Annotated in this window: 21 protein-coding genes and 1 pseudogene; 17 read left to right on the top strand and 5 right to left on the bottom strand. The window is 40.1% G+C overall.

Annotated features, from left to right (window positions below):
* Positions 1 to 18: 18 nt before the first annotated feature.
* The 3 genes from BM057_RS01910 to BM057_RS01920 all read left to right on the top strand — a co-directional run bounded on the left by BM057_RS01910 (position 19) and on the right by BM057_RS01920 (position 5,050).
* On the top strand, positions 19 to 1,959 hold the full coding sequence (locus BM057_RS01910) for a heavy metal translocating P-type ATPase (RefSeq protein ID WP_092091111.1): 1,941 nt from the start codon (positions 19 to 21) through the stop codon (positions 1,957 to 1,959).
* Between the two features lie 139 nt (positions 1,960 to 2,098).
* Complete coding sequence (locus BM057_RS01915; RefSeq protein ID WP_092091113.1) at positions 2,099 to 3,871, top strand: oleate hydratase; 1,773 nt, start codon at positions 2,099 to 2,101, stop codon at positions 3,869 to 3,871.
* Between the two features lie 219 nt (positions 3,872 to 4,090).
* Complete coding sequence (locus tag BM057_RS01920; protein ID WP_092091115.1) at positions 4,091 to 5,050, top strand: glutathione S-transferase family protein; 960 nt, start codon at positions 4,091 to 4,093, stop codon at positions 5,048 to 5,050.
* A gap of 135 nt (positions 5,051 to 5,185) precedes the next feature.
* Here BM057_RS01920 and aldA read toward each other — a convergent pair.
* Positions 5,186 to 6,641, bottom strand: a pseudogene (gene aldA, locus BM057_RS01925) (aldehyde dehydrogenase).
* Between the two features lie 227 nt (positions 6,642 to 6,868).
* Between aldA and BM057_RS01930 the strand changes: the two are divergent.
* The 10 genes from BM057_RS01930 (at position 6,869) to BM057_RS11835 (ending at position 14,159) form a co-directional block, all read left to right on the top strand.
* Positions 6,869 to 7,189: a DUF898 family protein gene (locus BM057_RS01930; RefSeq protein ID WP_092091118.1), complete on the top strand. Its 321-nt coding sequence runs from the start codon at positions 6,869 to 6,871 to the stop codon at positions 7,187 to 7,189.
* A 24-nt stretch (positions 7,190 to 7,213) separates the two neighbouring features.
* The gene (locus BM057_RS01935; RefSeq protein ID WP_092091121.1) at positions 7,214 to 8,071 is read left to right on the top strand and encodes a GIY-YIG nuclease family protein; all 858 of its coding nucleotides are present in this window, start codon (positions 7,214 to 7,216) and stop codon (positions 8,069 to 8,071) included.
* 522 nt (positions 8,072 to 8,593) lie between these two features.
* Complete coding sequence (locus BM057_RS01945; protein ID WP_092091123.1) at positions 8,594 to 9,445, top strand: SMP-30/gluconolactonase/LRE family protein; 852 nt, start codon at positions 8,594 to 8,596, stop codon at positions 9,443 to 9,445.
* A 91-nt stretch (positions 9,446 to 9,536) separates the two neighbouring features.
* Positions 9,537 to 10,370 (top strand): squalene/phytoene synthase family protein, encoded by an 834-nt coding sequence (locus BM057_RS01950; protein ID WP_092091125.1) that lies wholly within the window; start codon positions 9,537 to 9,539, stop codon positions 10,368 to 10,370.
* A gap of 248 nt (positions 10,371 to 10,618) precedes the next feature.
* On the top strand, positions 10,619 to 11,767 hold the full coding sequence (locus tag BM057_RS01955) for a cation:proton antiporter (protein ID WP_092091127.1): 1,149 nt from the start codon (positions 10,619 to 10,621) through the stop codon (positions 11,765 to 11,767).
* A 201-nt stretch (positions 11,768 to 11,968) separates the two neighbouring features.
* Positions 11,969 to 12,418, top strand: coding sequence for a MarR family winged helix-turn-helix transcriptional regulator (locus tag BM057_RS01960; RefSeq protein WP_092091129.1), 450 nt, complete (start codon positions 11,969 to 11,971; stop codon positions 12,416 to 12,418).
* Positions 12,419 to 12,447: 29 nt separating this feature from the next.
* Positions 12,448 to 12,966, top strand: coding sequence for a spermidine/spermine N(1)-acetyltransferase (gene paiA / locus BM057_RS01965; protein WP_092091131.1), 519 nt, complete (start codon positions 12,448 to 12,450; stop codon positions 12,964 to 12,966).
* 19 nt (positions 12,967 to 12,985) lie between these two features.
* Positions 12,986 to 13,696, top strand: a complete 711-nt coding sequence (locus tag BM057_RS01970; RefSeq protein WP_092091133.1) for a B3/B4 domain-containing protein — start codon at positions 12,986 to 12,988, stop codon at positions 13,694 to 13,696.
* An 85-nt stretch (positions 13,697 to 13,781) separates the two neighbouring features.
* On the top strand, positions 13,782 to 13,967 hold the full coding sequence (locus BM057_RS11830) for a DUF1801 domain-containing protein (RefSeq protein WP_218147437.1): 186 nt from the start codon (positions 13,782 to 13,784) through the stop codon (positions 13,965 to 13,967).
* 3 nt (positions 13,968 to 13,970) lie between these two features.
* Positions 13,971 to 14,159: a DUF1801 domain-containing protein gene (locus BM057_RS11835; RefSeq protein WP_218147438.1), complete on the top strand. Its 189-nt coding sequence runs from the start codon at positions 13,971 to 13,973 to the stop codon at positions 14,157 to 14,159.
* A gap of 96 nt (positions 14,160 to 14,255) precedes the next feature.
* On the opposite strand, the gene BM057_RS01980 is transcribed toward BM057_RS11835, so the two are convergent.
* Positions 14,256 to 14,858, bottom strand: coding sequence for a hypothetical protein (locus BM057_RS01980; RefSeq protein ID WP_092091135.1), 603 nt, complete (start codon positions 14,856 to 14,858; stop codon positions 14,256 to 14,258).
* A 223-nt stretch (positions 14,859 to 15,081) separates the two neighbouring features.
* Here BM057_RS01980 and BM057_RS01985 point away from each other — a divergent pair, with 223 nt between their 5' ends.
* The 3 genes from BM057_RS01985 (at position 15,082) to BM057_RS01995 (ending at position 18,589) form a co-directional block, all read left to right on the top strand.
* Positions 15,082 to 15,930 (top strand): aldo/keto reductase, encoded by an 849-nt coding sequence (locus BM057_RS01985; protein WP_092091137.1) that lies wholly within the window; start codon positions 15,082 to 15,084, stop codon positions 15,928 to 15,930.
* Positions 15,931 to 15,953: 23 nt separating this feature from the next.
* The gene (locus tag BM057_RS01990; RefSeq protein WP_092091139.1) at positions 15,954 to 16,496 is read left to right on the top strand and encodes a cupin domain-containing protein; all 543 of its coding nucleotides are present in this window, start codon (positions 15,954 to 15,956) and stop codon (positions 16,494 to 16,496) included.
* Between the two features lie 788 nt (positions 16,497 to 17,284).
* A complete protein-coding gene (locus tag BM057_RS01995; RefSeq protein ID WP_092091141.1) occupies positions 17,285 to 18,589 on the top strand; it encodes a pyrimidine-nucleoside phosphorylase in 1,305 nt (434 codons plus the stop codon).
* Here BM057_RS01995 and BM057_RS02000 read toward each other — a convergent pair.
* A complete protein-coding gene (locus BM057_RS02000) occupies positions 18,586 to 19,185 on the bottom strand; it encodes a TraX family protein (RefSeq protein ID WP_092091143.1) in 600 nt (199 codons plus the stop codon). The genes BM057_RS01995 and BM057_RS02000 overlap by 4 nt on opposite strands.
* 195 nt (positions 19,186 to 19,380) lie before the next feature.
* Here BM057_RS02000 and BM057_RS02005 point away from each other — a divergent pair, with 195 nt between their 5' ends.
* Positions 19,381 to 20,757: a metallophosphoesterase gene (locus BM057_RS02005; RefSeq protein ID WP_092091145.1), complete on the top strand. Its 1,377-nt coding sequence runs from the start codon at positions 19,381 to 19,383 to the stop codon at positions 20,755 to 20,757.
* A gap of 41 nt (positions 20,758 to 20,798) precedes the next feature.
* Here the strand turns inward: BM057_RS02005 and BM057_RS02010 are convergent, their stop codons facing one another.
* Both BM057_RS02010 and BM057_RS02015 read right to left on the bottom strand, forming a co-directional pair.
* Positions 20,799 to 21,806, bottom strand: a complete 1,008-nt coding sequence (locus BM057_RS02010; RefSeq protein WP_092091147.1) for a YhdH/YhfP family quinone oxidoreductase — start codon at positions 21,804 to 21,806, stop codon at positions 20,799 to 20,801.
* 26 nt (positions 21,807 to 21,832) lie between these two features.
* Positions 21,833 to 23,239 carry an FAD-binding oxidoreductase gene (locus tag BM057_RS02015; RefSeq protein ID WP_245741770.1) on the bottom strand — a complete coding sequence of 469 codons (1,407 nt, stop codon included), beginning with the start codon at positions 23,237 to 23,239 and terminating at the stop codon, positions 21,833 to 21,835.
* Between the last annotated feature and the right edge of the window lie 258 nt (positions 23,240 to 23,497).

Below are 23,497 nucleotides of genomic sequence, written 5' to 3' on the forward strand. Positions count from 1 at the left end.
CCATAGGAGGAGATAGAAATGGAACGTATTGAAAAAAGCCAATCAAAAGAAGAACACAGTCATTCTCATGAACATGGACATCGCCACAACCACGATCATGGAAAAACGCCGATTAGCTTATACTTTATCGGTTTGGGGTTAACTGTGGTTGCTTTGTTTTTAAATGAAAATCACGTAATTTTGCAAAATGTTCTTTTTTCCTTAGCAACGATCACAGCCGGTTATCATGTAGTCGTGCTTGAAGGAATCGGAGAAACGGTCGAAAACACAAAACGAAAAAAGAAGTTTACACCCAATTCACATATCTTAATGGGAATAGCTGCGATCGGTTCTGCTGTGTTAGGAAATTTCTGGGAAGCCGCTTTATTGATCCTGATTTTCTCAGGGGCACATTTTCTTGAAGAATATGCAGAAGGAAGAAGTAAAAGAGAAATCACAAAGCTGCTTGAGATGAACCCGACGACAGCACGATTGATGACACCAGACGGCCAAATCAAAATAGTAGATGTCAGTGAATTAAAAGTTGGCGACAAACTCCAAGTACTGAACGGTGACCAAGTTCCGATCGACGGAACGATTCTTTCAGGATCAACGGCTATTGATGAATCATCTATCAATGGTGAAAGTATCCCGAAAGAAAAAACAGCAGGAGATAGTGTTTTTGGTAGTACCATCAATGGAACAGGAACTTTTACGATGGAAGTCACCAAAGAAAACAAAGATACTGTCTTTTCAAAGATCTTACAGTTGGTCAATCAAAATCAAAACAATCAAACAAAAGCTAGCGGGATCATCCAAAAGTTTGAGCCAAAATATGTGAAGATCGTTTTGGTCGCAACTGTGCTTGTCATTGTATTGTCGCCATTTATGTTCAATTGGACCTGGTCTGAAAGTGTTTATCGTGGTTTAGTTCTTTTAATTGCTGCCTCACCGTGTGCTTTAGCAGCTGCCACAGTATCTGTTACCCTATCTGCAACGTCTAATCTCGCTAAAAAAGGTGTCCTTTCAAAAGGAAGTGCTTATTTGTCCCAATTAGCAGATATCGATGTGATTGCATTTGATAAGACAGGGACTTTGACAAATGGGAAACCTGAAGTCACAAACATTCATTTTTCAGATGTGCTAAACCAAGATGCGTTGATCGATGTGATCGTTGCACTTGAAAAAGAATCCAACCATCCATTAGCTGAAGCGATTTTAAGAAAATTCACAGCTAAGCATCCAGTAGCGATCGAAGTAAACAATCAGATCGGTACTGGGCTTGAAGGAAAATATGACGGCCATGTTTATCGCATCGGAAAGCCGACTTCATTTAATCAAGTAGATGAAACATACAGCCAACTGAATCGTGAGTGGGCATCAGAAGGAAAAACCGTTGTGTATGTGGCGCAAGATGAAAGGGTTGTTGGATTGATCGGTTTGATGGACGTCCCGAATGAACAAGCCAAAGCAACGATTGAATACTTTAAGCAAAAAGGGATCCATACCACATTGATCACAGGAGATTCTGAAATGACAGGAAAAGCTGTAGCGAAACAGTTAGGGATCGATGAAGTGATCGCCAATGTGTTGCCGGAAGATAAGTCAAAAATCATAGACAAACAAAAAGAACAATATGGTGTTACTGCTATGGTAGGGGATGGCGTAAACGATGCGCCTGCTTTAGTCAATGCAGATGTAGGGATTGCGATGGGAGAAGGTACAGACGTAGCTGTAGAAGTTTCTGACTTAGTTTTGATGAATAACCGTTTGTCTAAGTTGGTTGAGTCGCATAAGACTTCTTCAAGAATGAAACGTGTGATTTGGGAAAATATTATTTTTTCAATGGCTGTCGTTGCCTTTTTAGTCGTCGTCAGCTTCTTAGGACTAACGGACATTGCCATCAGTGTCATTATTCATGAAGGGAGTACGCTAGTCGTGATCTTGAATGGGCTGCGTTTGTTAATGACGAAAAATTAATCTTTTTTCAGAGGACAAAAACAAGTTTTTTTAATCGATAAAAAAGGAAAAATCAATAGTGGATATTGCTTGACTACAATTGGGTATAGCGTTACGCTCGTCCTGAAAGAAAATATAGGAAATATAGGAGGAATCGTTCATGAGATACACAAATGGGAATTACGAAGCATTTGCAAGAAGCCGCAAACCAGAAGGCGTTGAAGACAAGAGTGCTTACATCGTCGGCGCTGGTTTAGCAGGATTAGCAGCAGCCGTTTTCTTGATTCGAGATGGCCACATGAAAGGTGATCATATCCACATCTTTGAGGAATTGTCTCTTTCAGGTGGTTCATTAGATGGGAAGTTTATTCCGCATGATGGTTTTGTTACGCGCGGCGGACGCGAAATGGAAAATCATTTTGAGTGTTTGTGGGACCTCTTTCGTTCTGTTCCTTCACTTGAAGTGGAAGATGCATCTGTTTTAGATGAATTTTATTGGTTAGATCATGATGATCCTAACTCTTCTAATTGCCGCATTATCCACAACCGTGGTGAACGTGTAGACGATGATGGTCAATTTACACTATCGAAAAAAGCGCAAAAAGAATTGGTCGAACTGTTCATGACAGCTGAAGATCAATTGATCGGTAAAAAAATTGAAGATGTTTTTGGTGAAGAGTTCTTTGAATCTAATTTCTGGTTGTACTGGAGCACCATGTTTGCATTTGAAAAATGGCATTCTGCAATTGAAATGAGACGTTATGTCATGCGCTTCATTCACCATATCAAAGGATTGCCTGACTTTACTGCCTTGAAGTTTACGCGTTATAACCAATATGAATCATTAGTCAAACCTTTGATCACATTCTTGAAAGATCAAGGTGTCGATTTCCAATATGAAACGCAAATCAATAACATTCAAGTTGATATAGATGCGGATACTAAAGTTGCCCGCAACATTTTTTTGACAAAAGAAGGAAATACGCAAGAGATTCCTTTAACGAAAGATGACTTAGTTTTTGTTACAAATGGATCGATCACAGAAAGTTCTACTCAAGGAGACCATTACACACCTGCGCCTATTACTCATGAGCTGGGGGGAAGCTGGAATCTGTGGAAGAACTTAGCTCAGCAATCTCCAGAGTTTGGACATCCAGAAGTTTTCTATAAAGATCTTCCAGATGAAAGCTGGTTTGTTTCAGCAACGATTACGTGGGAAAACTTTGATATTGAACCTTACATTTCTCGTTTAACACAAAGAAAACTGCGCTCAGGGAAAGTTGTAACTGGTGGGATCGTGACGATCAAAGATTCAAACTGGATGATGAGTTTTGCCATTCACCGTCAACCGCATTTTAAAGAACAAAATGATCAACAAACCATTATGTGGGTATACGGCTTATTATCCAATACACCAGGAAACTATATCAAAAAACCGATCGAGCAATGTTCTGGTCAGGAAATTGCTCAAGAGTTAATGTATCATCTTGGTGTCATAGAAGAGGACATCCAAACATTCTCGGAAACATCTTGTGTCGTAACACCAGTTTATATGCCGTTTATTACCTCTTACTTTATGTTAAGAGAACCAGGGGACCGTCCTGCTGTGATTCCAGAAGGTTCAAAAAACTTGGCTTTCATTGGAAACTTTGCTGATACAGAACGAGACACGGTCTTTACAACAGAATATTCGGTCAGAACAGCCATGGAAGCTGTTTATCAATTATTAGACGTTGAACGTGGTGTGCCTGAAGTTTTTGATTCTGCCTATGACATTCGTACACTTGCAAGTGCGATCTACTATCTGACAGATAAGAAGAAAATCACTTCAAGCGACTTGCCATTTGTAGAACGGAAATTGATTGAACGATTTGTGAAAAAAACAAAAGGAACTTATATTGAAGATATTTTGAAAGAGGCTAAATTGATCTAGTTGCTTCATTGACTAGATCAGATTGTTAGTCGAGCACTTTGGGGCATGAACGAAGAACAACGTTCATGCCTTTTTTCTAGTTTATTTTAGTATGATAGAAGGGGCCAAATATTTCTTTGGACATTTCTGATTTGTGTTATATCCAACTTCTTCCTATAATAGAGAAAGAAGCTGATTGATAAGACAGGCAACTAAAGAGCAGTAAGAAAGGAGAACAACATGGGATTATTAGTAGACGGAAAATGGCATGATAAATGGTATGACACAGAAAGCAGCGGAGGGCGTTTCATTCGTCAATCGTCACAGTTTCGCAATTGGGTCACGCCCGATGGAAGTGCAGGCCCGAGTGGAGAAGGTGGGTTTAAAGCTGAACCGAACCGCTATCACTTGTATGTATCTTTAGCTTGCCCTTGGGCAAATCGTACGTTGATCATGCGCAAGCTCAAAGGATTAGAAGAGATGATTTCTATTTCTGTAGTCAATCCTTTGATGGCAGAAAATGGTTGGACTTTTGAACCAGATGAAGGTGTTATTCCCGATCCTATTGCACAAGCGGATTACCTGTACGAAGTTTACACACATGTAGACCCGACTTATAGTGGACGCGTAACTGTTCCTGTACTATATGATTTGAAACAGGACAAAATTGTTAACAACGAGTCATCAGATATTATGCGGATGTTGAATTCAGCATTTGACGATATCGGCGCTAAGGAAGGAGATTACTACCCTGAAGAGTTGCGTCAAGAGATCGATGAGATCAATGATAAAGTATACAACACAGTGAACAACGGCGTATACAAGGCTGGCTTTGCGACCAAGCAAGAAGTTTACCAAGAAGAAGTAACGAAACTGTTTGAAACATTGGATGAACTCGAAGAAAGATTGCAAGATCGTCGCTTTTTATTAGGCGAACAGCTAACAGAAGCAGATTTGCGTTTATTTACAACCTTGATACGATTTGACAGTGTCTACTACGGTCATTTCAAATGCAACATCAGACGCATCACGGATTATAAACATCTATGGCGATATACAAGAGAGTTGTATAATTGGCCAGGCGTTTCTGATACGATCAACTTTAAGCATATCAAAGAGCATTATTACCGCAGCCATAATACGATCAATCCAACTGGCATTGTTCCAGTAGGTCCGAAATTAGATTTCCGTTTAGATTGATCAACACTCAGAGTCACATAAATCTATAAAATATTTCCAGAAAGCAGGCAAAACAGCTCTTGCTGCACTATAGCAGCAAGAGCTGTTTGTCGTTAAAAGATCCCAAATTGTCTTTTGTTTAGGGAAAACTCAGAATCAAACATCTAAATCATAATCAATATAAGCAACCGTGGTCGTTAAAAATTCTTCTAAGCCGTGTTTTCCGTCTGCCCCGCCAATACCGGATTTTTTCCAGCCAGCATGGAAACCTTGGATAGCTTCAAAGCTTTCGCGGTTGACATAAACTTCGCCGGCATCCATATAATTAATAAATTTCATCATCACATTTACATCTTTCGTAAAGACCGCTGAAGTTAAACCATAGTCACTATCATTTGCCATCTCTAAAGCTTCATCCAACGATTTGAAGGTTGCGATAGGTAAGACAGGTCCAAAGATTTCTTTTTACATAATCTCCATTTTATTTGTTGCGTGACCTATAACAGTTGGTTCGAAGAAAAAGCAGTCAGCTTTTGCATCACGTTGTCCGCCAGTCAGGACTTTTGCTCCCTCATCAACGGCTTTATTGACCATTGATTCTACATTCTCTAAGCCGCTTTGCGTAATGAGAGGTCCCATATCGACTTCTTCATTGCCTAGCGGATTGCCGTATCGCACTTTTTTCATAGCCTCAGTTATGCGGTCATAGAACTCATCTGCAATATCTCCATGCACATAGACACGTTCGGTACAGTTGCAGACTTGCCCGCTGTTGATGACTCTTGAATCGACAATTGATTTTACCGTCAAATCTAAATCAGCGTCTTTCCAAACAACTGTGGGGGCTTTGCCGCCTAACTCTAAAGATACCTTGGTCACATTTTCTGCTGCTGCTTTCATCACGCTTTGACCAGCTCCAACACTGCCGGTAATGCTGACCATATCCACTTTTGGACTTCTTGCAAGCTGATCGCCGATTTCACGGTTTCCAGAAACGATATTGACGACGCCTTTTGGCAAACCGATTTGATCCAGCAGCTGAGCGGCAATCAGGCCATTATTAGGAGAACTGCTGCTTGGTTTTAAAACAACTGTGTTTCCTGTCAGCAAAGCCGGAGCAACTTTTCGAGCAAATAAAAAGAAAGGATAATTCCAAGGCAGAATACCGGCTACTACCCCAAGAGGTTTCTTATACAATAAGATATTTTCATTTGGACGATCACTCTGAATGATCTCTCCTTCATATTTACGTGCCCAGCCGGCATAATATTTAAAATACTCTGCTGTTGCTTCAACTTCGCCTTTTTGCCTGTGCTAAAACTTTGCCAACCTCTTCGGAAATGATCTGAGCAAATTCATCAGCATGTTCTAAAATGGCATCGGCGATCTTGAATAAGTAATCTCCGCGTTCATTTGACGGAACTTTTTTCCAGTTTTTTTGAGCTGTACGAGCAGCATCAAGTGCTCTTTCAACATCCTCTGCTGTTGCTTTAGGAACAGAATTAATTACTTTACCCGTTAATGGATTGATATTATCAAAGGTTTCTCCTGAACTACTGTCTATAAATTCTCCGTCAATATACATTTTATATTTTTTGCTATCTATATTCATTACATTACTCCTTTTCTAACATAATCATTAACTCATATACTAGTTCAACTATATCATTGATCTAAATAATGCCAACGCTTACATTATTTTTCAATAGAGAAAAACGTCCTCTTCGAAAAAGTTTCATGCGTATGACTGTTAACTGACAAATAGGTATAGTGTTAGAAATAGAATGAGATATAATAGAGAAAGAAATTTGAAAAATACAGCTTACAAGGAGAATACATGTGAGAACGAAAAATAGTGGGCAGTCCTATTTTGATGGTGGTCTTTTAAGTTTGATTGGTTGGACGATTCTAGGTAGTTTGATTACTACTCTTACTTTGGGCATTTATTATCCATGGGCTTTGTGCATGGTCTATGGTTGGAAAATCAATCACACTGTTATCGAAGGAAAATGCCTAGAATTTCATGGATCAGCGGTTAGTTTGTTTGGTCATTGGATCAAATGGTTTTTGCTGACAATCATCACTTTAGGCATCTACGGATTCTGGCTGAATATCAAACTAGAAGATTGGAAAGTTCGCAACACGACATTTGCAAACTAAATTAAGGAGCGAGGAAGAGAATATATGGCAAAGCGTCCAATTACAATTCAATTATTTTATCCCACTGGAGATACACGAGGTTTTAGAATAGCAGAAATAACCAATAGTATTATAGAAGCTCTCTTGATTCCTAGAAAAGAACTTGAGTCAGTCTTACAAACAAGATCAGAGTTAGAATCAAGTGGTCTTTATTTTTTATTTGCAAAAGACACAGCTGACAATGAAAGAATGGTGGAAGCTTATATTGGAGAAAGTGAAACTATCAAAGAACGATTAAAGCAGCATAATAAAGAAAAAGATTTCTGGGAAGTAGCTATCGTTTTTATTTCAAGTAATCAAAGATGGCAATTGAATAAAGCAGACATAAAATTTTTAGAGCATACTGCATATCGAAAAGCCAAGAAAGCTAAACGCTATTTTATCAATCAAAATATCCCTACTAAATCACCTGTTACAGAGTCAAGAGAAGCTGATTTAGTAGATTTATTAGATACAATAGATCTATTGCTTACGTCTTTAGGTTATCCTATTTTTACGGAACTGATTTCAAATAAAAAAACCGAAATAGACCAAGACCAAATGTTTTATACAACTTATCGGGAAAGTGATGCTAAAGGAATCTACACAAATGAAGGTTTCGTTGTCATAAAAGGTTCAAAAATCTCACCTAAAGAAGAATCAAAAGGATTTAGAATGACTCATCTGCTTGAAGATTTAATTGAAAAAGGGATCATTGACCAAAACGGCATTTTTACTGAAGATTACCTATTTAGCAGTCCATCCACCGCAGTTGATGTAATCTTGAAAGCTAGTTATAATGGCTGGAACAGCTGGAAAAATGACAAAGGATTAACGCTTCATGATGTCTATCGGGCAGATTGAAGAAATAGAATGGGTATAAAAACTTCATTCAAACTGAAATTGAGCCTCAATTGCTTGGAAGAGTCTTTGGCTTTGTAACGAGTCTTTCCCTACTGGCGGTTCCAATTGGATACGCATTTGCAGGAGTATTACTCAAATGGACGGGAGTAGCTGCGCTATTTTCTATCATTGGCGCGCTCATTGTACTAAACGGATTTTTAATGATCAAGTCAACATAAAAATGATTACACGATTAATCGTTGAAAGGTCTGATTTCTTAAGAAATCAGACCTTTTTTCACTTTTCTTATTCCAAGTTGTCTTGATGTCAGTCTATACTCAAAATATTTTGGTAAAACTAGAGGTATCTAAACCTGCCTATTGAAAAAATATCGATAACAAAGGGTTTTCGTTTCTAGAGCAGTCTCTTTGGCTCTCTTGGAAAGAGTCAGGTATACTACATTCAAAGCAGTCTTTCTATTGAATAAGATATGAGTTAGAGAAAGAAACGGCAAATGAAAAATAGAAAAGGAATGTGATCAGAATGAGTGAGCAGTCAAACCAGACAAAAGAAGTGTTACAACCGGCATTAGTTTTTTATACGGGCGCTAGTTTGTTGGAAGGACCTCATTGGGATGCAGCAAAACAATTGCTTTACTGTGTATCGATCGAGCAGCAGATCATTTATGCCATTCGTCCCGAAAACGGGGAAGTAACATCGTATGTGACAGATGGCCCAGTTGGATGTGCAGTGGTAGAAGAGGATGGTATGATCTTGGAGGCTGAGCTAGATGGAATTTATCGGATTCATCCCGAGACAAAAGAAAAAATGTTTGTTGCTCACCCCAATACGGATAAAAGAATGCGGTATAACGATGGGAAATTAGATCCAAACGGTCGCTTGTTGGTGGGAACAATGAGCTACACAGAAGAAGTAGCGGATGGCGCAGCTTTATATGCTATAGAAAATGAAACCGTGCGAACAGTTCTAACGGAAACGACTTTGTCAAATGGTCTGGGATGGTCTTTAGATGGCACAAAGATGTATTTCATCGATACGCCGACAAAAAAAGTAGGCCAATATCATTATGACCTTGAAACAGGTGCAGCAACATTTGAAAAGTATATCGTTGAGATCAAAGATGGCAGTTCACCTGATGGCATGTGTGTTGATATTGACGGGATGATTTGGGTAGCGCAGTATGGCGGTCAGAAAGTGTGTAAATGGAATCCTGAAGCAGGTGAAAAATTGAAAGAAGTGCAGATGCCGGTGAAGAATCCAACGTCTTGTTGTGTCGGAGGAGTGAACAAAGATTATTTGTATATCACTACAGCCAAAGATGGTAAGAAAACAGAAGCATTGGCAGGAGGATTATTTCGCGTCAAGATTCGATAAAATTTTTGCTGCATCCTCCTTGTTCTGATCTGTAAAATGAGATAAACTTCTTGTACACGTAAAAGAAGAACCAAAAATAGGGAGGATAAGCATGGTAAAAAAAGGAAGCGCTTATAAGGATATGATGCGCGTATTAAAAGAAACCAGTCGAACGTTTTATATCCCAATTACGTTTTTAAAAACTGATTTAAAACAAGCAGTAGGATCGGCGTACTTGGTTTTTAGAGCAATCGATGAAATAGAAGACCACAATACCATTCCAAACCAAACAAAATATGATTTATTGATGCAACTAAGCAAACTCTTTGAAGGAATGTTTTTCGAAGAAGATTATTTGCGCATCATTGAACCAGTTAAAGATCAACTACCTGAAGTTTCACTTCGTTTATGCGAATGGATCGAAACTTGTCCAAAAGGTATGCGACCAGTGATGATGTATACTGCAAGCAAAATGGCATATGGTATGGCTAAATGGGCAAAACGAAACTGGCAGATCCAGACGAAAGAAGACTTGGACGAATATACCTATTATGTAGCCGGCATCGTAGGCGTCTTTCTTTCGAAGGCATGGGAGTGGTCTTATGGGCAAAAAAGCGATGAAGTCTTAGCTGTCGGCTTTGGACGCGGACTTCAAGCTGTCAACATTTTGCGCAACCAAGATGAAGACTTTGAAGAAAGAGGCGTGCGCTTTGTGCCTGACGGATGGTCGCGTGATCAGCTTTTTCTTTATGCTGACGAGAACTTGGCAAAAGCAGACACGTATATTGATAAACTTACCGATAAAAGTGCCATTCTTTTCTGTCGCTTACCGCTTGCCTTTGCACACAAAAGCTTGGACGCAATGAAAAAAGGACGCGAGAAAATGTCACGAAAAGAAGTCGAACAGACAGTAAAAGAAGAACAAGAAAAATTAGCTGAGCAATAAAGAAGAGCGAGAAAGCACAAGAGAAAAACACTTTTCTAGTGCTTTTTTGTGCAGTTTTTTTGAATTGAAATAACTGGCTGCTCCATTGTTGAAAGAATTTTTTAAAGCCTTAAAAAAGGTGCATGAGAGCTAGCTATGGTAAAACTTTCTAGAAAGAGACTAAAATAATTATTTATTTCGTTCTCTTACTTATGATAAAATATAAAAATAATGGAATAAGTTTAAATAATTTTTGAAAGGATTTACTTATGGAATTTATTGGTACACTTTGTCTTATTTTAATTGCCACGACGCTTGGCTCTCATTTTTCAAGAAGAATAGGGGTTCCTGCGGTAATCGGGCAATTGGTAGTTGGTATTATTTTAGGAAATGCAGGATTGAATTGGGTCCATCCGGATATATTAGTGAAGGACTTTTCAGAAATTGGAGTCATTGTCCTCATGTTTTTAGCTGGACTTGAAAGCGATCTCTCTTTATTGAAAAAATATTTTCGTCCTGGAATTTTGGCAGCGGTCTTAGGCATTATTTTTCCGGTGCTGCTTGGATGGATAACAGGAGAAGGCTTCCAGATCAGTACGAAAGAATCGATTTTCTTTGGTATTATTTTGGCAGCGACTTCAGTCAGTATATCGGTAGAAGTTTTAAAAGAGTTGAACGTGGTCAATACAAAAGAAGGTTCGACCATTCTTGGAGCTTCTGTTGTAGATGATATTTTAGTTATCCTCGTCCTTAGTCTGAGTCTTTCGTTCTTCACTAATGACCCTGGAAACACGACTTCGTTGCCCGTTACCTTAGGAGAGCAAGTTATTTACTTTGCCCTGATTTTTCTGTTGGTCAAATGGGGTGCACCTTATTTGATGAGACTCGCAGAGCAATTTTTTGCGAATTCAGCAATTATCATTATGTCCCTCGTCATTTGCTTGGGAATGTCCTACGTGGCTGATGTTGTAGGCTTGAGCTCAGTGATCGGTGCCTTCTTTGCCGGAATCGCTGTCAGTCAAACGAAAGTAAAAGAAGAAGTATTCGTCAACGTGGAAGCGCTTGGCTACTCCGTTTTTATTCCTGTCTTTTTTACAAGCGTTGGTTTAGAAGTAGACTTCAGCAACTTTAGAAGTCAAGTCTTCTTTATTCTCGTCTTTACCTTGGTTGCAATCATTTCAAAATTGCTGGGCGGTTATGTAGGTTCAAAAATCGCTGGTTTCAACAACAGCAGTGCATTAATGGTTGGAGCAGGGATGATATCCCGCGGAGAAATGGCTCTGATCATTTTGCAAATCGGACAAGAATCCAATTTGATTGAAATGGAGTATTACTCACCACTTGTGATCATCATTCTATTGAGTACACTCATCTCGCCATTATTACTGAAATACTTCACGAAGAGAGTGTATGACTGATTCAATTTCGCTGTGGCTTTAATAGATGTGTAAAAAAAGAATTTCTAAGACAACATCTTAGAAGTTCTTTTTTTGCTTCTAGAAAAAAATGTTTGTAAATTCTTCTTAGAAAAACACTTTAAAATTGTTGTAAATGCAACAAAATTATTGTACGATAGAAGATGAAATATTTCTTAAATAAAAATGTTGGTGGTGTCAGAAATGACAGAAATTTTACGTGAAATCGGCATGATAGCTCGGTCGCTAGATTCTATCGCTAATATTGAATTCAAAGCGTTTGATCTAACAAGAGGACAATACTTGTATTTGGTAAGAATTTGCGAAAATCCGGGTATCATCCAAGAAAAATTAGCTGAAATGATCAAAGTAGATCGAACTACCGCAGCAAGAGCCATAAAAAAGCTTGAGACGAATGGATTTGTGGTTAAAAGAGCAGATCAAGACAATAAGAAAATAAAAAAACTCTTTCCAACAGAAAAAGGAAAAGAAGTTTTTCCATTTATCATTAAGGAAAATGTTCATTCAAACCAAGTTGCCTTACAAGGTTTCACACCAGAAGAAGCAGAAAAGATTTTCAACCTTTTACAAAGAGTGAGGAAGAATGTAGAAGTAGATTGGGAGTACGTGAAAAAAGGCAACAAGAGGGAATAGTAACAGAATGCAAAGGGGGAATGTCTGTGATGTCTATGGTCGTCAAAAAATGCGGCATAGAAGATTTAGCCACACTGCAACGTATCAGTATAGATACGTTTGTTGCGACATTTGGAAAGCAAAATAAACCTGAAAACTTAAAGGCTTATCTGGAAAGAGCCTATGATGCTAAACAGCTTGAGCGAGAATTGCTGCATCCTAATAGTGCATTCTTTTTTCTGTATCAAGATGAAGCATTGGCAGGTTACTTAAAAGTCAATATTGAAGATGCACAAACGGAAAGAATCGCAGAAGATGCGCTAGAAGTCGAGCGCATTTATATTAAAAGAGAGTTTAAGAAGAATGGCTTAGGCCGCTGCTTGATTCATCAAGCAATGGAAATCGCGTATGAGCAAAATAAAAAAGTCCTGTGGTTAGGTGTCTGGGAAGAGAATTTGAATGCCCTTGCTTTTTATGAAAAAATGGGATTTGTTCATGCGAGTTCACATGCTTTCTACATGGGCGATGAAAAACAAACTGATTTTATCATGATTAAAACATTAACTTAATGGAATGGAGAGTTGAATAATGAAAAAAATAATTGTTGAACCGACATTTTGGGAAATATTTCCAGAGGCACAAATCAATGTTTTAGTTGCAAAAGGAGTCGATAATCATCGACTTGAAGAGAAAGACGCTGACTTTGCTGACTTATTGAACAATGCAGCTAAAGAAGCTAGGTCATTCGTGACTGAAGAACCTTTTAGCCAAAACCCAGTTGTTGCAGAATGGCGTGAGGCACTTACCAAGTTCAAGACAAAAAAAGGCGCTCGTTCTTCCATCGAAGCCATGTTGAAAAGAGCAAACCAAGATAGAACATTTTCTCCAATCAATCCATTAGTAGATATGTATAATAGTGTTTCTCTAAAACACGCAGTACCATGTGGCGGGGAAGATATCCAGACCATCAGCGGCGATTTACGTTTGGGCAAAGCTGAAGGAGGAGAACCGTTTCTGCCTTTAGGGGCTGAAAAAGATGCACCTGCTTTGCCGGGCGAAATCATGTATTATGACCAAGATGGCGCAGTGTGCAGATGCTTGAACTGGCGGGAAGCGCAAAGAACAATGTTGACGGAAGATACAACAGACGCTGTATTGGTCATTGAATCGATCAATAAAGAACAAGCTGGACGTGCTGACCAAGCGATTCAAGAGCTTAAAACATTGATTGACACTTACTTGGGCATCGACAGCAGTGTCGCCACATTGACTGAATCTGATCCTTCTTACGAGCTTTGATACAAAGTTTTTTCAGTCAAATTAAGCAGTTAGAATGAAGGTAGGCCTTATCAAAAAATAGTGATCAAATTGGAGAATATAAACGATGCAATATGAAGCAACGAATCCTAAAGCATATATGGAATGTCTTGAAAATGATTGGCGCAAGGAAAAATTACTGCAAGTACGAGCGATGATCCAAGCAAATGGTCCAGAACTTGAAGAATCTATTTTGTATAAAATGTTGGCTTATGGAAAAGGTGAAACGCAAGTATTTGGGTTGAATGCATAAAAGTTGTACGTCAGCTTATACGTTGGCAGCATCCAAAAAATTGAAAATGCTGAGCAATTATTGGAAGGCTTTCAATATGGAAAAGGCTGTATTCGAATTAGGAAAACCATTGATTTGAAGGAAACAGGACTTGAGTCGTTTATCAAACAAACGATTGAAAAGTGGCAAGCTGGGGAAGATATTTCCTGTTGATAGCTTGAAAAAGTATAATGGATTTCAATAAAAAATGCTGCACTTTTAACGTTAGATGATGAATCTAGTGTTAGAGGTGCAGCACTTTTTATTTAGTTAATATTTCTTTTTAGGATGGCGATCGATCACTTCTGGATATTTGGTCAATAGTTCTTTTCCTGCTTCCGTCAGCTGATAGCCTCTGATGGTGAACTGAGAAGCAAGTTGTTCTTCAGTTAATTGTTCTTTTGTCTTTTCCATCAAGCCTGATTTATCTAATATAGAGTAGCCTTTTACGCCTGAAAGTTTTAGGATGGCTTTCAGTTGGGCAGCATTGAGATAAGTCAGTGAGTCTGTAGCAGAAAGCTCGATTGCATAACCTTTTTGTTGGACTTCTTCAAGCGCCTGTTCTGCATTGATACCATAATCATATTCAAAATACTTTGGAAAACCACTTTCGTTTGTAAAAGTCCCGAAGTTTATGCGCCATAATAATATCAAGTAGCCAGGCAGAATGTCTTCATCTAGCCGGATCATGTTTCGTTTTGGTACGAGATGTGCTGAACCAATGTTGACAGCACTAAGCCAGGTTTGAATGTCACGGTCGGGTGAGATGTAGGGTACCTCGGCGTAATCTTCATAACGTGCAAAAACTTCTTGAACATCTTTATCGTTCAAGTCTAAGTGTTGATTTTGTTTATCGATATGATTCGTATTCATGAGAGTCACCTTCTTTAAGTGATAGAATATTCCTATTCATCTTTATTTTGTTAAAAAAAGCAAATGAAGTCAACAGAAATTTTTTTCATACAACGGAATAGGATGCAGTTCGATAAAAGTTGCTAGGAGACTTTCAAAAAGAGTGATGCATATGATGTGCGTGTCTTTTCTGAATCCTTTATACTAGAAGATAGAAGAAATCAACAGAAAGGATGCAAGCAGAATGACAAAAATAGAAACATTTGAATTGAACGATGGAACAACTTTACCGGCTATTGGATTGGGAACAGTAAATGTTAAGGGTGCAAAAGGGGTCTCAAGTGTACTTTCAGCCATCGATGCAGGATACCGGCTGATCGATACTTCTACAAACTACAACAATGAAGGCATGGTAGGAGAAGCCATTCGACGTTCATCTGTGCCGCGTGAAGAGCTGATCATCAGCTCGAAACTTCCAGGAGCTGCTCATGAATATGATAAAGCGATCATGATGATCCAAGAATCTCTGTATCGAATCGGCATTGACTATTTTGACAAATACTTGATCCACTGGCCGCTTCCAAAACAAGGCAAATATGAAGAAGCATGGCAAGCACTCGTCGATGCGCAAAAATTCGGCTTGATCAAAACAATCGGTGTTTCAAATTTCTTGCCAGAACATCTTGAACGCATTATCGATAAAACAGGAGTGACACCAGCAACCAACCAAAGTGAACGCCACCCTTACTTTAATAACAAAGAAGTGGTCAAAGCAAATAACGAGCTAGGCATTTTAACTGAAGCTTGGAGTCCATTTGGTCGCGAAATCAATGACGTTTTAGAAAATGAAACGATCAAGAAGATTGCTGAAAAATATGACAAAGAACCGGCGCAAGTCATTATTCGTTGGAACCTGCAAAACAATGTCATGCCGATCGTTAAATCTTCTTCTTTGAACCACCAAAAAGCAAACCTTGATGTGTTTGATTTTGAATTAGCTGCAGATGACCTTCAACAGATCGATAATTTGGACAAAGGAGAAGCTGGCCGCGTAGAAGGACAACACCCAAACGAATATGAAGAGTTCGACTAGGCATTAGCTGAACAGGTTTTAAGATGAAAGAAGGAAAGTGGGGCAAAAATATGGTAGACACTTTTCACATCAAAGAAAATCGACCTTTTCCTAACAATGAACTGCCTGTATTATATTGGCCAAAAGCAGTTGAAGAGTGGACAAATGAGAAAAAGGCAGGGCAAAAAGTATTAGCGCTTTTTGAAAAGAACGGCTATACGAATGGCTGGGTGAACGGTATTTTTCCTTATCACCATTTCCATTCCAACACACATGAAGTCCTAGCTTGTATTGCAGGCGAAGCAAAGGTACAATTAGGCGGACCTGACGCTGAGACGTATACTTTTGCCAAAGGAGATGTGTTGCTACTTCCGGCTGGTGTGGCGCATAAACGCTTAGAAGCAACAGCAGACTTTCAAATTGTAGGTGCTTATCCAAACGGTCAAAAGCCCGACATGCAAAAAGGGGACACTGAATCTTACGAAGACCTGAAGCAGCGAGCTTCGCAGGTCAAAGTGCCCGAGACAGATCCTTTAGATGGAGCTGCAGGTGCAGTTCAGCAGCACTGGAAAAATAAAGCACAATAGATCAAAGAGGAGGGAAAACAAAAGCGCACTTTTGTTTTCCTTCCTTATTTTGTTTTAAAAAAGGGGTGACTTGTTGATAGAGATGGCTTCTGTGACCAAGTTGAGCCGGAAAAAGTCTTCACTTGTTCATAGACCTAGCTTCTGTGACCAAGTTGAGCCGGAAAATGTTTTGACTTGTTCATAGTCCAAGGTTCTGTGATCAAGTTGAGCCGGAAAATGTTTTGACTTGTTCATAGACCAAGATTCTGTGATCAAGTTGAGCCGGAAAGAGCCCTCACTTGTTCATAGACTAGACTCCTGTGAACAAGTTGAGTCAAGAAAAATCCTCACTTGTCCATAGACCTAGCTTCTGTGACCAAGTTGAGCCGGAAAAAGATTTGACTTGTTCATAGACCTGTCTTCTGTGACCAAGTTGAACCGAAAAAAGTCTTCACTTGTTCATAGACTAGGCTTCTGTGATCAAGTTGAGCCGGAAAAAGTCTTCACTTGTTCATAGACCAGGGTTCTGTGATCAAGTTGAACCGAGAAAAGATTTGACTTGTTCACAGACCAGGGTTCTGTGATCAAGTTGAACCGAGAAAAGATTTGACTTGTTCACAGAGATGGCTTCTGTGACCAAGTTGACCTAGGAAAATGGCTTTTCTTGATCATAAGGCAGCTAATTGTAGAGAAATCGCGGGATGTATACCATTTTTCTAATTTTCTCATGAGAGAAATAAAATTTGAAAGCGTTTTTAACGTGGGTTATGTTAAAATAAGGATGAACTTACTTAAAGGGGCAATGTAAAATGAGAATGGTAGATTTAATCCACAAAAAACAGTTAGGAAAAGCTTTATCAACGGAAGAAATTCAATTTATGATCGAAGCCTATACAGAAGGTACCATCCCAGATTATCAAATGAGTGCCATGCTGATGGCGATTTATTTTGAAGATATGACGGATCAAGAGCGCAGTGATTTAACGATGAGTGTGGTTCGTTCAGGAGATCAAATTGATTTGTCAGCGATCGAAGGAGTCAAAGTGGATAAACACTCTACGGGTGGCGTAGGAGATACGACGACCCTTGTGTTGGCACCGTTAGTGGCTAGTTTAGGTGTGCCGATCGCTAAAATGAGCGGACGCGGTTTGGGACATACAGGTGGAACGATTGACAAATTGGAAGCTATTCCTGGATTCCATGTTGAGTTGACACAAGAAGCGTTCATCGAATTGGTCAACAAATATAAAGTTGCGGTGGTAGGGCAGTCTGGAAATTTGACGCCGGCTGACAAGAAATTGTACGCCTTGAGAGACGTGACCAGCACAGTTGAATCGATCCCGTTGATCGCCAGCTCCATCATGGGCAAAAAGATCGCTGCGGGTGCCGATGCCATCGTCTTAGATGTCAAAACAGGTGCAGGTGCTTTTATGAAAACAACAGCGGATGCTGAAAACTTAGCAAAAGCCATGGTCAAAATCGGTAACCATGTCGGTCGAAATACGATGGCGGTTATTTCTGATATGAGCCAACCTTTGGGATTTGCGATCGGAAATGCGCTGGAAGTCCAAGAAGCGATCGATACGTTGAAAGGCAACGGACCGGAAGACTTAGTTGAACTGTGTTTGACACTAGGCAGTCAAATGGCTCATCTAGCGGGTATCGGCAAGGATTTAGAGGAAGCACGTGGTTTGCTGAAAGAAAACTTAGAAAATGGCAAAGCACTGGAAACATTCCGGACATTTGTAGCAGCTCAAGGCGGCGATCCAAATGTGACCGAAGATGAAAGCTTAATGCCGAAAGCACGTTACCAAATCGGTGTAGCTGCGCCAAAAGACGGTTATGTTGCTGAAATCGTAGCAGATGAGATCGGCGTAGCGTCCATGATGCTAGGTGCCGGTCGTGCAACAAAAGAAAGTGAAATTGATTTGGCAGTGGGATTGATGTTGCACAAAAAAGTAGGCGATCGCGTTCAAAAAGGTGAAACACTGGTCACGATCCATAGCAACCAAGAAAACGTAAAAGATGTAGAAGCAAAAATTTTGGAAAACATGGTGATTGCAGATGCTGCAGAGCCTTTGACATTGATCCATGAAGTGATCACAGAAGCTTAAATGAGAAAAGATTGCAGCAAACGAAGAATCCAAAGATGCAACGGATAAAAGGCGTAACCGAATAGTTTTGGTACACGGACCAATTTTGGGTTGAAGTCAGTGATGATAGGAATCAGTGCTAAAATCGCGTAGAATTGGATCGACGGAAAGCTGCTGAATTGTAACAATAAAAAACCTGCTAAACCAATCCACTTGTTTTCTTCGCTGATAAAGTAGATGGTCCAGCCAAGAATGAATCCATATAGGCTGTACTCTACAAAATAGCTTAGGAAAAAGCATGGCAGAATCAGGCGTTTGTCTTTCATTGACAGGGCAAATAACGCCAAGGAGAATAAAATGTTAAAGGTTTGGTCGGTAACGGGCATCGAAACAAAGCCTAATAGCAGCAGCTGGATGATATAGCGGGGGAAATTGCTCGTGCGCTTTGTACCTTGGACAGTTGTGTATAAAAAACAAGGAAAAGAAATGCGTCCGATCAGTCTTAACAATACAGATTCCGGCACTAAGTAAGCGCCAATATGGTCGATCAGCATCGTCACGATCGCCAGCCATTTGATAAAGTTGGTTTTTCGATCAAAGCTTTTTACTTCTAGCAATGCAGCTCACACCTTTCCAGCTTTTTTATAAGACGAGCGAGTATTTCTATTCTAAAGAAATGCTCGCTTTTTTTCATTATACAAAATTATCATCATAAAGCTATCAAAGGCATTTTTGTTGATTTTTCCTATTTTATCGATCATATTTGTATTATAATGAGCAAACAATAGACATGAAAGAAAAAGGGGAATAATATGAAAAAACGATATTGGATCGGACTGGGACTGCTTTTTATGATAGGCTTATTGGTTTTCGCCCATGAGATGAAACAGCCATCGACTCCTGCCCAAGCAGAGCAGCAGACCCTTGTACCTTCTACATCGATCTCAAGCGAAAATAAAATATGGGTCATCACAGATCTGCATTATTTATCGCAGTCATTGTTTGAAAATGGAGAAAGTTTTGCGCATATCAAACAAACTTCAGCTGGAAAAGAAGTGGAACATGCGCCGGAACGGATGGAAGCTCTCGTTTGGCAAGTGGAACAGGAAAAGCCTGATATCTTGCTCGTAAGCGGTGACCTGACTTTGAATGGAGAAAAGCAAAGTGCAGAAGAGTTGGCTGGCTATTTTGAGCAGATCGAAGCATTAGGGACGCAAGTATATGTGATTCCAGGCAATCATGATATTTCAGATGGCTGGGCTAGAAAATTCTCTGGCGACAAACAGGAAAAGACCGCACAAATTTTGCCAAGCGATTTTCAAACGATTTTTGCTGATATGGGTTATACAGAAGCTTTTTCAACCGACTCAGAATCACTCAGTTATGCTGTCCAACCGTATCAAAATTTGATTCTTTTAATGTTAGACACCAATCTTTACTCTGAAAAAGAAGGTGTTGGCGCTCCAACGACAAATGGGGAATTGCGAGAAGAAACGATCGATTGGATGGAGCCGATTTTAGAAAAAGCACAAGCAGAAGGTATCGCTGTGCTGCCTGTCATGCATCATAATGTATTGAGTTTTAATCTTCACATGCAAGACGGATTCTTGTTAGATAATGCAGCAGAGGTACAGGAGCTATTTGCCGAAAAAGGATTGACGATGACATTGACCGGTCATACGCACATTCAAAATGTGACCAGTAAACAGGTAGCAGGAACGACACTGTATGATGCAACAACAGCAGCATTTTCAATCCAACAGCCGGCGATTGGCGAATTGATCTTTACAGCGGATGCGTTGCAGTATGAGAAAAAGACGTTAAAGATGGAAGAATGGGCTGAAGAGACACAACAGACGGATGAAAAGCTGCTTCATTATGATGATTATGCTGAACGCTTATTCGTACAAGACGGAGAAAATATGGGGATCATGAGGATGTTGGATGAGCAGTGGTATGATGAAGCATATGCAGATGAGGTGGGCCAACTTGTAGGCGAGTTGAATCGTGATTTCTTTAGCGGCACATCTTCTGAGTATTCATCAAAAGAACGAGAGGCGTTCAAACAGACGACAGCGTACCAAGAAATCAAGCAGCGTTCTAGAGGTTCTCTTTTGAGATATGTAGAGGGTATCATTCAACAGGATGGCGGATCAAATTTGTCTTTCAGTATTCCATGGAAACAATAAAGCAAAACAGAGGAAACGTTTGATGCGTTCCCTCTGTTTTTTTAATGACTGCCTGTTTTTACTTTGACGAGCGTTCGTCCTTGCATTTGACCATTCAAAATTTTTTCAAAAGCCGTTGGAAGTTCAGCTAAGGTGACTTCGTGGTCGATCATTTCGGTCAAACGGGCGGGTTTCCAGTCTGTAGATAATTGTTCCCAAATTGTTTGCCGCTGATCGTCAGGCACTTCGACTGAATTGATCCCCAGCAGATTGATGCCGCGCAAGATAAAGGGCAGAACAGTGGATTCAAACGACATACCGCCAGCGTTTCCGCTTAATGCAACGGCACCATTATAGGCAACTTGAGCAAATACATGCGGCAAATCTTTTCCGCCAACGGGATCAATGACTGCAGCCCATTTGCGTTCCGCTAAAGGTTTGAACTTTTCTAACCGAATGTCTTCAGGCGTAGAGACGGTGTCAGCCCCTAATGCTGTTAAATAGGCGCTAGCAGAGTCTTTTTTGCGGCTAACGGCTTCAACCGTATAACCCAACTGATGTAAAATGGCGATCGCCATGCTGCCGACACCACCAGTTGCTCCGCGCACAAGAACAGGCCCTTGCTCTGGAGTCAAACCGGATTTTTGCAAAGCATGGATCGATTGTGCAGCAGTAAAACCAGCTGTACCGATGACCATGGCTTCTTTTAAGGACAATCCTTCCGGCAATGGCACGATCCATTCACTCGGCACACGTGCAAATGGGCTGAAGCCGCCATCGTGAGTGACGCCCAGATCATGTCCTGTGACAAGCACTTTATCGCCTGGTTTGAATTGGCCTGAAGAAGAAGAGAGGACGACACCGCTTAAATCGATCCCCAGCACTCTTGGGTAATGGCGAATAACGCCTGTACCGGCTTTTGTAGCGAGCGCATCTTTATAATTGACACAAGAATAATGCACTTCGATCAGCACATCACCGGCTGACAAATCATCTAAAGCCAGCTGCTTAAGCGCTGCGTGGACTTCATTTTGCTGTTTTTCAACAACTAAAGCTTGAAAGGTTTTCAATGGTATTCCTCCTTTCTCTATTAACATTAAAAGATTTTAGATGGATTCAACCGATGATCAGGATCGATAACGGCTTTGATCTTACGCATGATTGCTAAGTTGATATCAGCCGTCATTTTCTCAAAATAAGGTTTCTTGATCAGACCGATGCCATGCTCAGCAGAAGGCAAGCCGCCTAATTCATCGATTTTGTGATAGAGTTTCGTTAAAACATCATCACGTTTGTTTTCCCATTCCGCTTGATCTTGAATGTCACCGCGCGTCACGCAAGTATGCAAGTTTCCATCGCCAGCATGACCGAAGCTGATCATTTCCAAACCGCTTTCCGCCTGCAGCTCTTTCGTGTATTGGTAGAGTGTTGAGACATGATTGATCGGTACTACTTCGTCCATCGTGACTTGCTCCGTGTAGTTGACGACAGCTGTCAGCAATTTGTCGCGCAAGAACCAAGCGGTGTGATCATCTTCTGGGTTCGTCAAAGGCACTAGTTCGATCAAATGGTGCTGCAGCGCGCTTTCTTCCAGCAGTTTCATGCGCCGTTCAACGGAAGCAGTGCTGTCACCGTCTAATGTGATCAATAGATAAGCTTGACCTTTTTGGCTTGGAAAAGCTAGGTGATTATCTTTTTCACTCATTTCAATGGCTTCTTTTTCAAAGAATTCCAAAGCAGTAGGGTCGACGCCATTCTTTAAAATCGTCAGCACAGCATCCGTTGCGTCTTTAAGATTTTCAAATGCAGCGATCGCAGACAAAGACGTTTTTGGCAAAGGAATCACTTTTAATTTGATCAAAGTGGTGATACCTAATGTTCCTTCCGAGCCGATGAACAAATCTTTCAAATCGTAACCCGAGCTGCTCTTAATGTTTAACGAACCTAACTTCATTTCTTCGCCATTTGCTAAAACCACATCAAGTTCTCGTACGTAATCACGTGTCACACCATACTTGACTGCACGCATACCGCCAGCATTCGTCGCCACGTTACCGCCGATCGATGAATGCTTCGAACCTGGATCTGGCGGGTAGAAGAAACCTTTTTTCTCGATAAATTCTTGCACTTCCCCTAGTAATACGCCTGGTTCGACCGTCAATGTCATCGTTTTTTCATCAAAGTCAACGATTTGGTTCATCAAATGAACATCGATGACCAGTTCGCCATTTGTTGGAGCAGTAGCGCCTGATAAACCTGTGCCAGCACCGCGCGTAATGATCGATAAATCTGCTTGATTAGCAAATTTGACCAACTGAACGATTTCTTCTTTCGTTTTCGGCAAAGCCACAGCAAAAAGGCCGCCCGTTTCTTCGACATACTCATCATAAAGGTAGTCCTCTGGAATTTGATCGCCGATAAATAAACGCTCTTCATCGGGAATCATGTTTTTTAATTGTTGCATCTCTGCAGCTGAAACAGAAATAATCGGTTGTTCCTTCACAAAAAAAGTCTCCCTTCACATCAAACAATAGTTTTATTTGTAATCCTTTACAATAACTGTAGCACTTTTAAACCAGATGAGCCAATCTTTTTTTCACTTTGTTAAAGAACATTGATCCTATGCTATTTTCAAATGAAAAGGGTCAAATTAATTCGTTATAAGTTAGTTCGTTCTCGACTACCATCGATAATAACCAACTCAAACGAGAAAGGCTACCTGAGTTTGTCAATAAGTCACGATAATGACCAACTCAAATGA

The sequence above is a fragment of the Pisciglobus halotolerans genome (assembly GCF_900113675.1).
Taxonomy (GTDB): domain Bacteria; phylum Bacillota; class Bacilli; order Lactobacillales; family Carnobacteriaceae; genus Pisciglobus; species Pisciglobus halotolerans.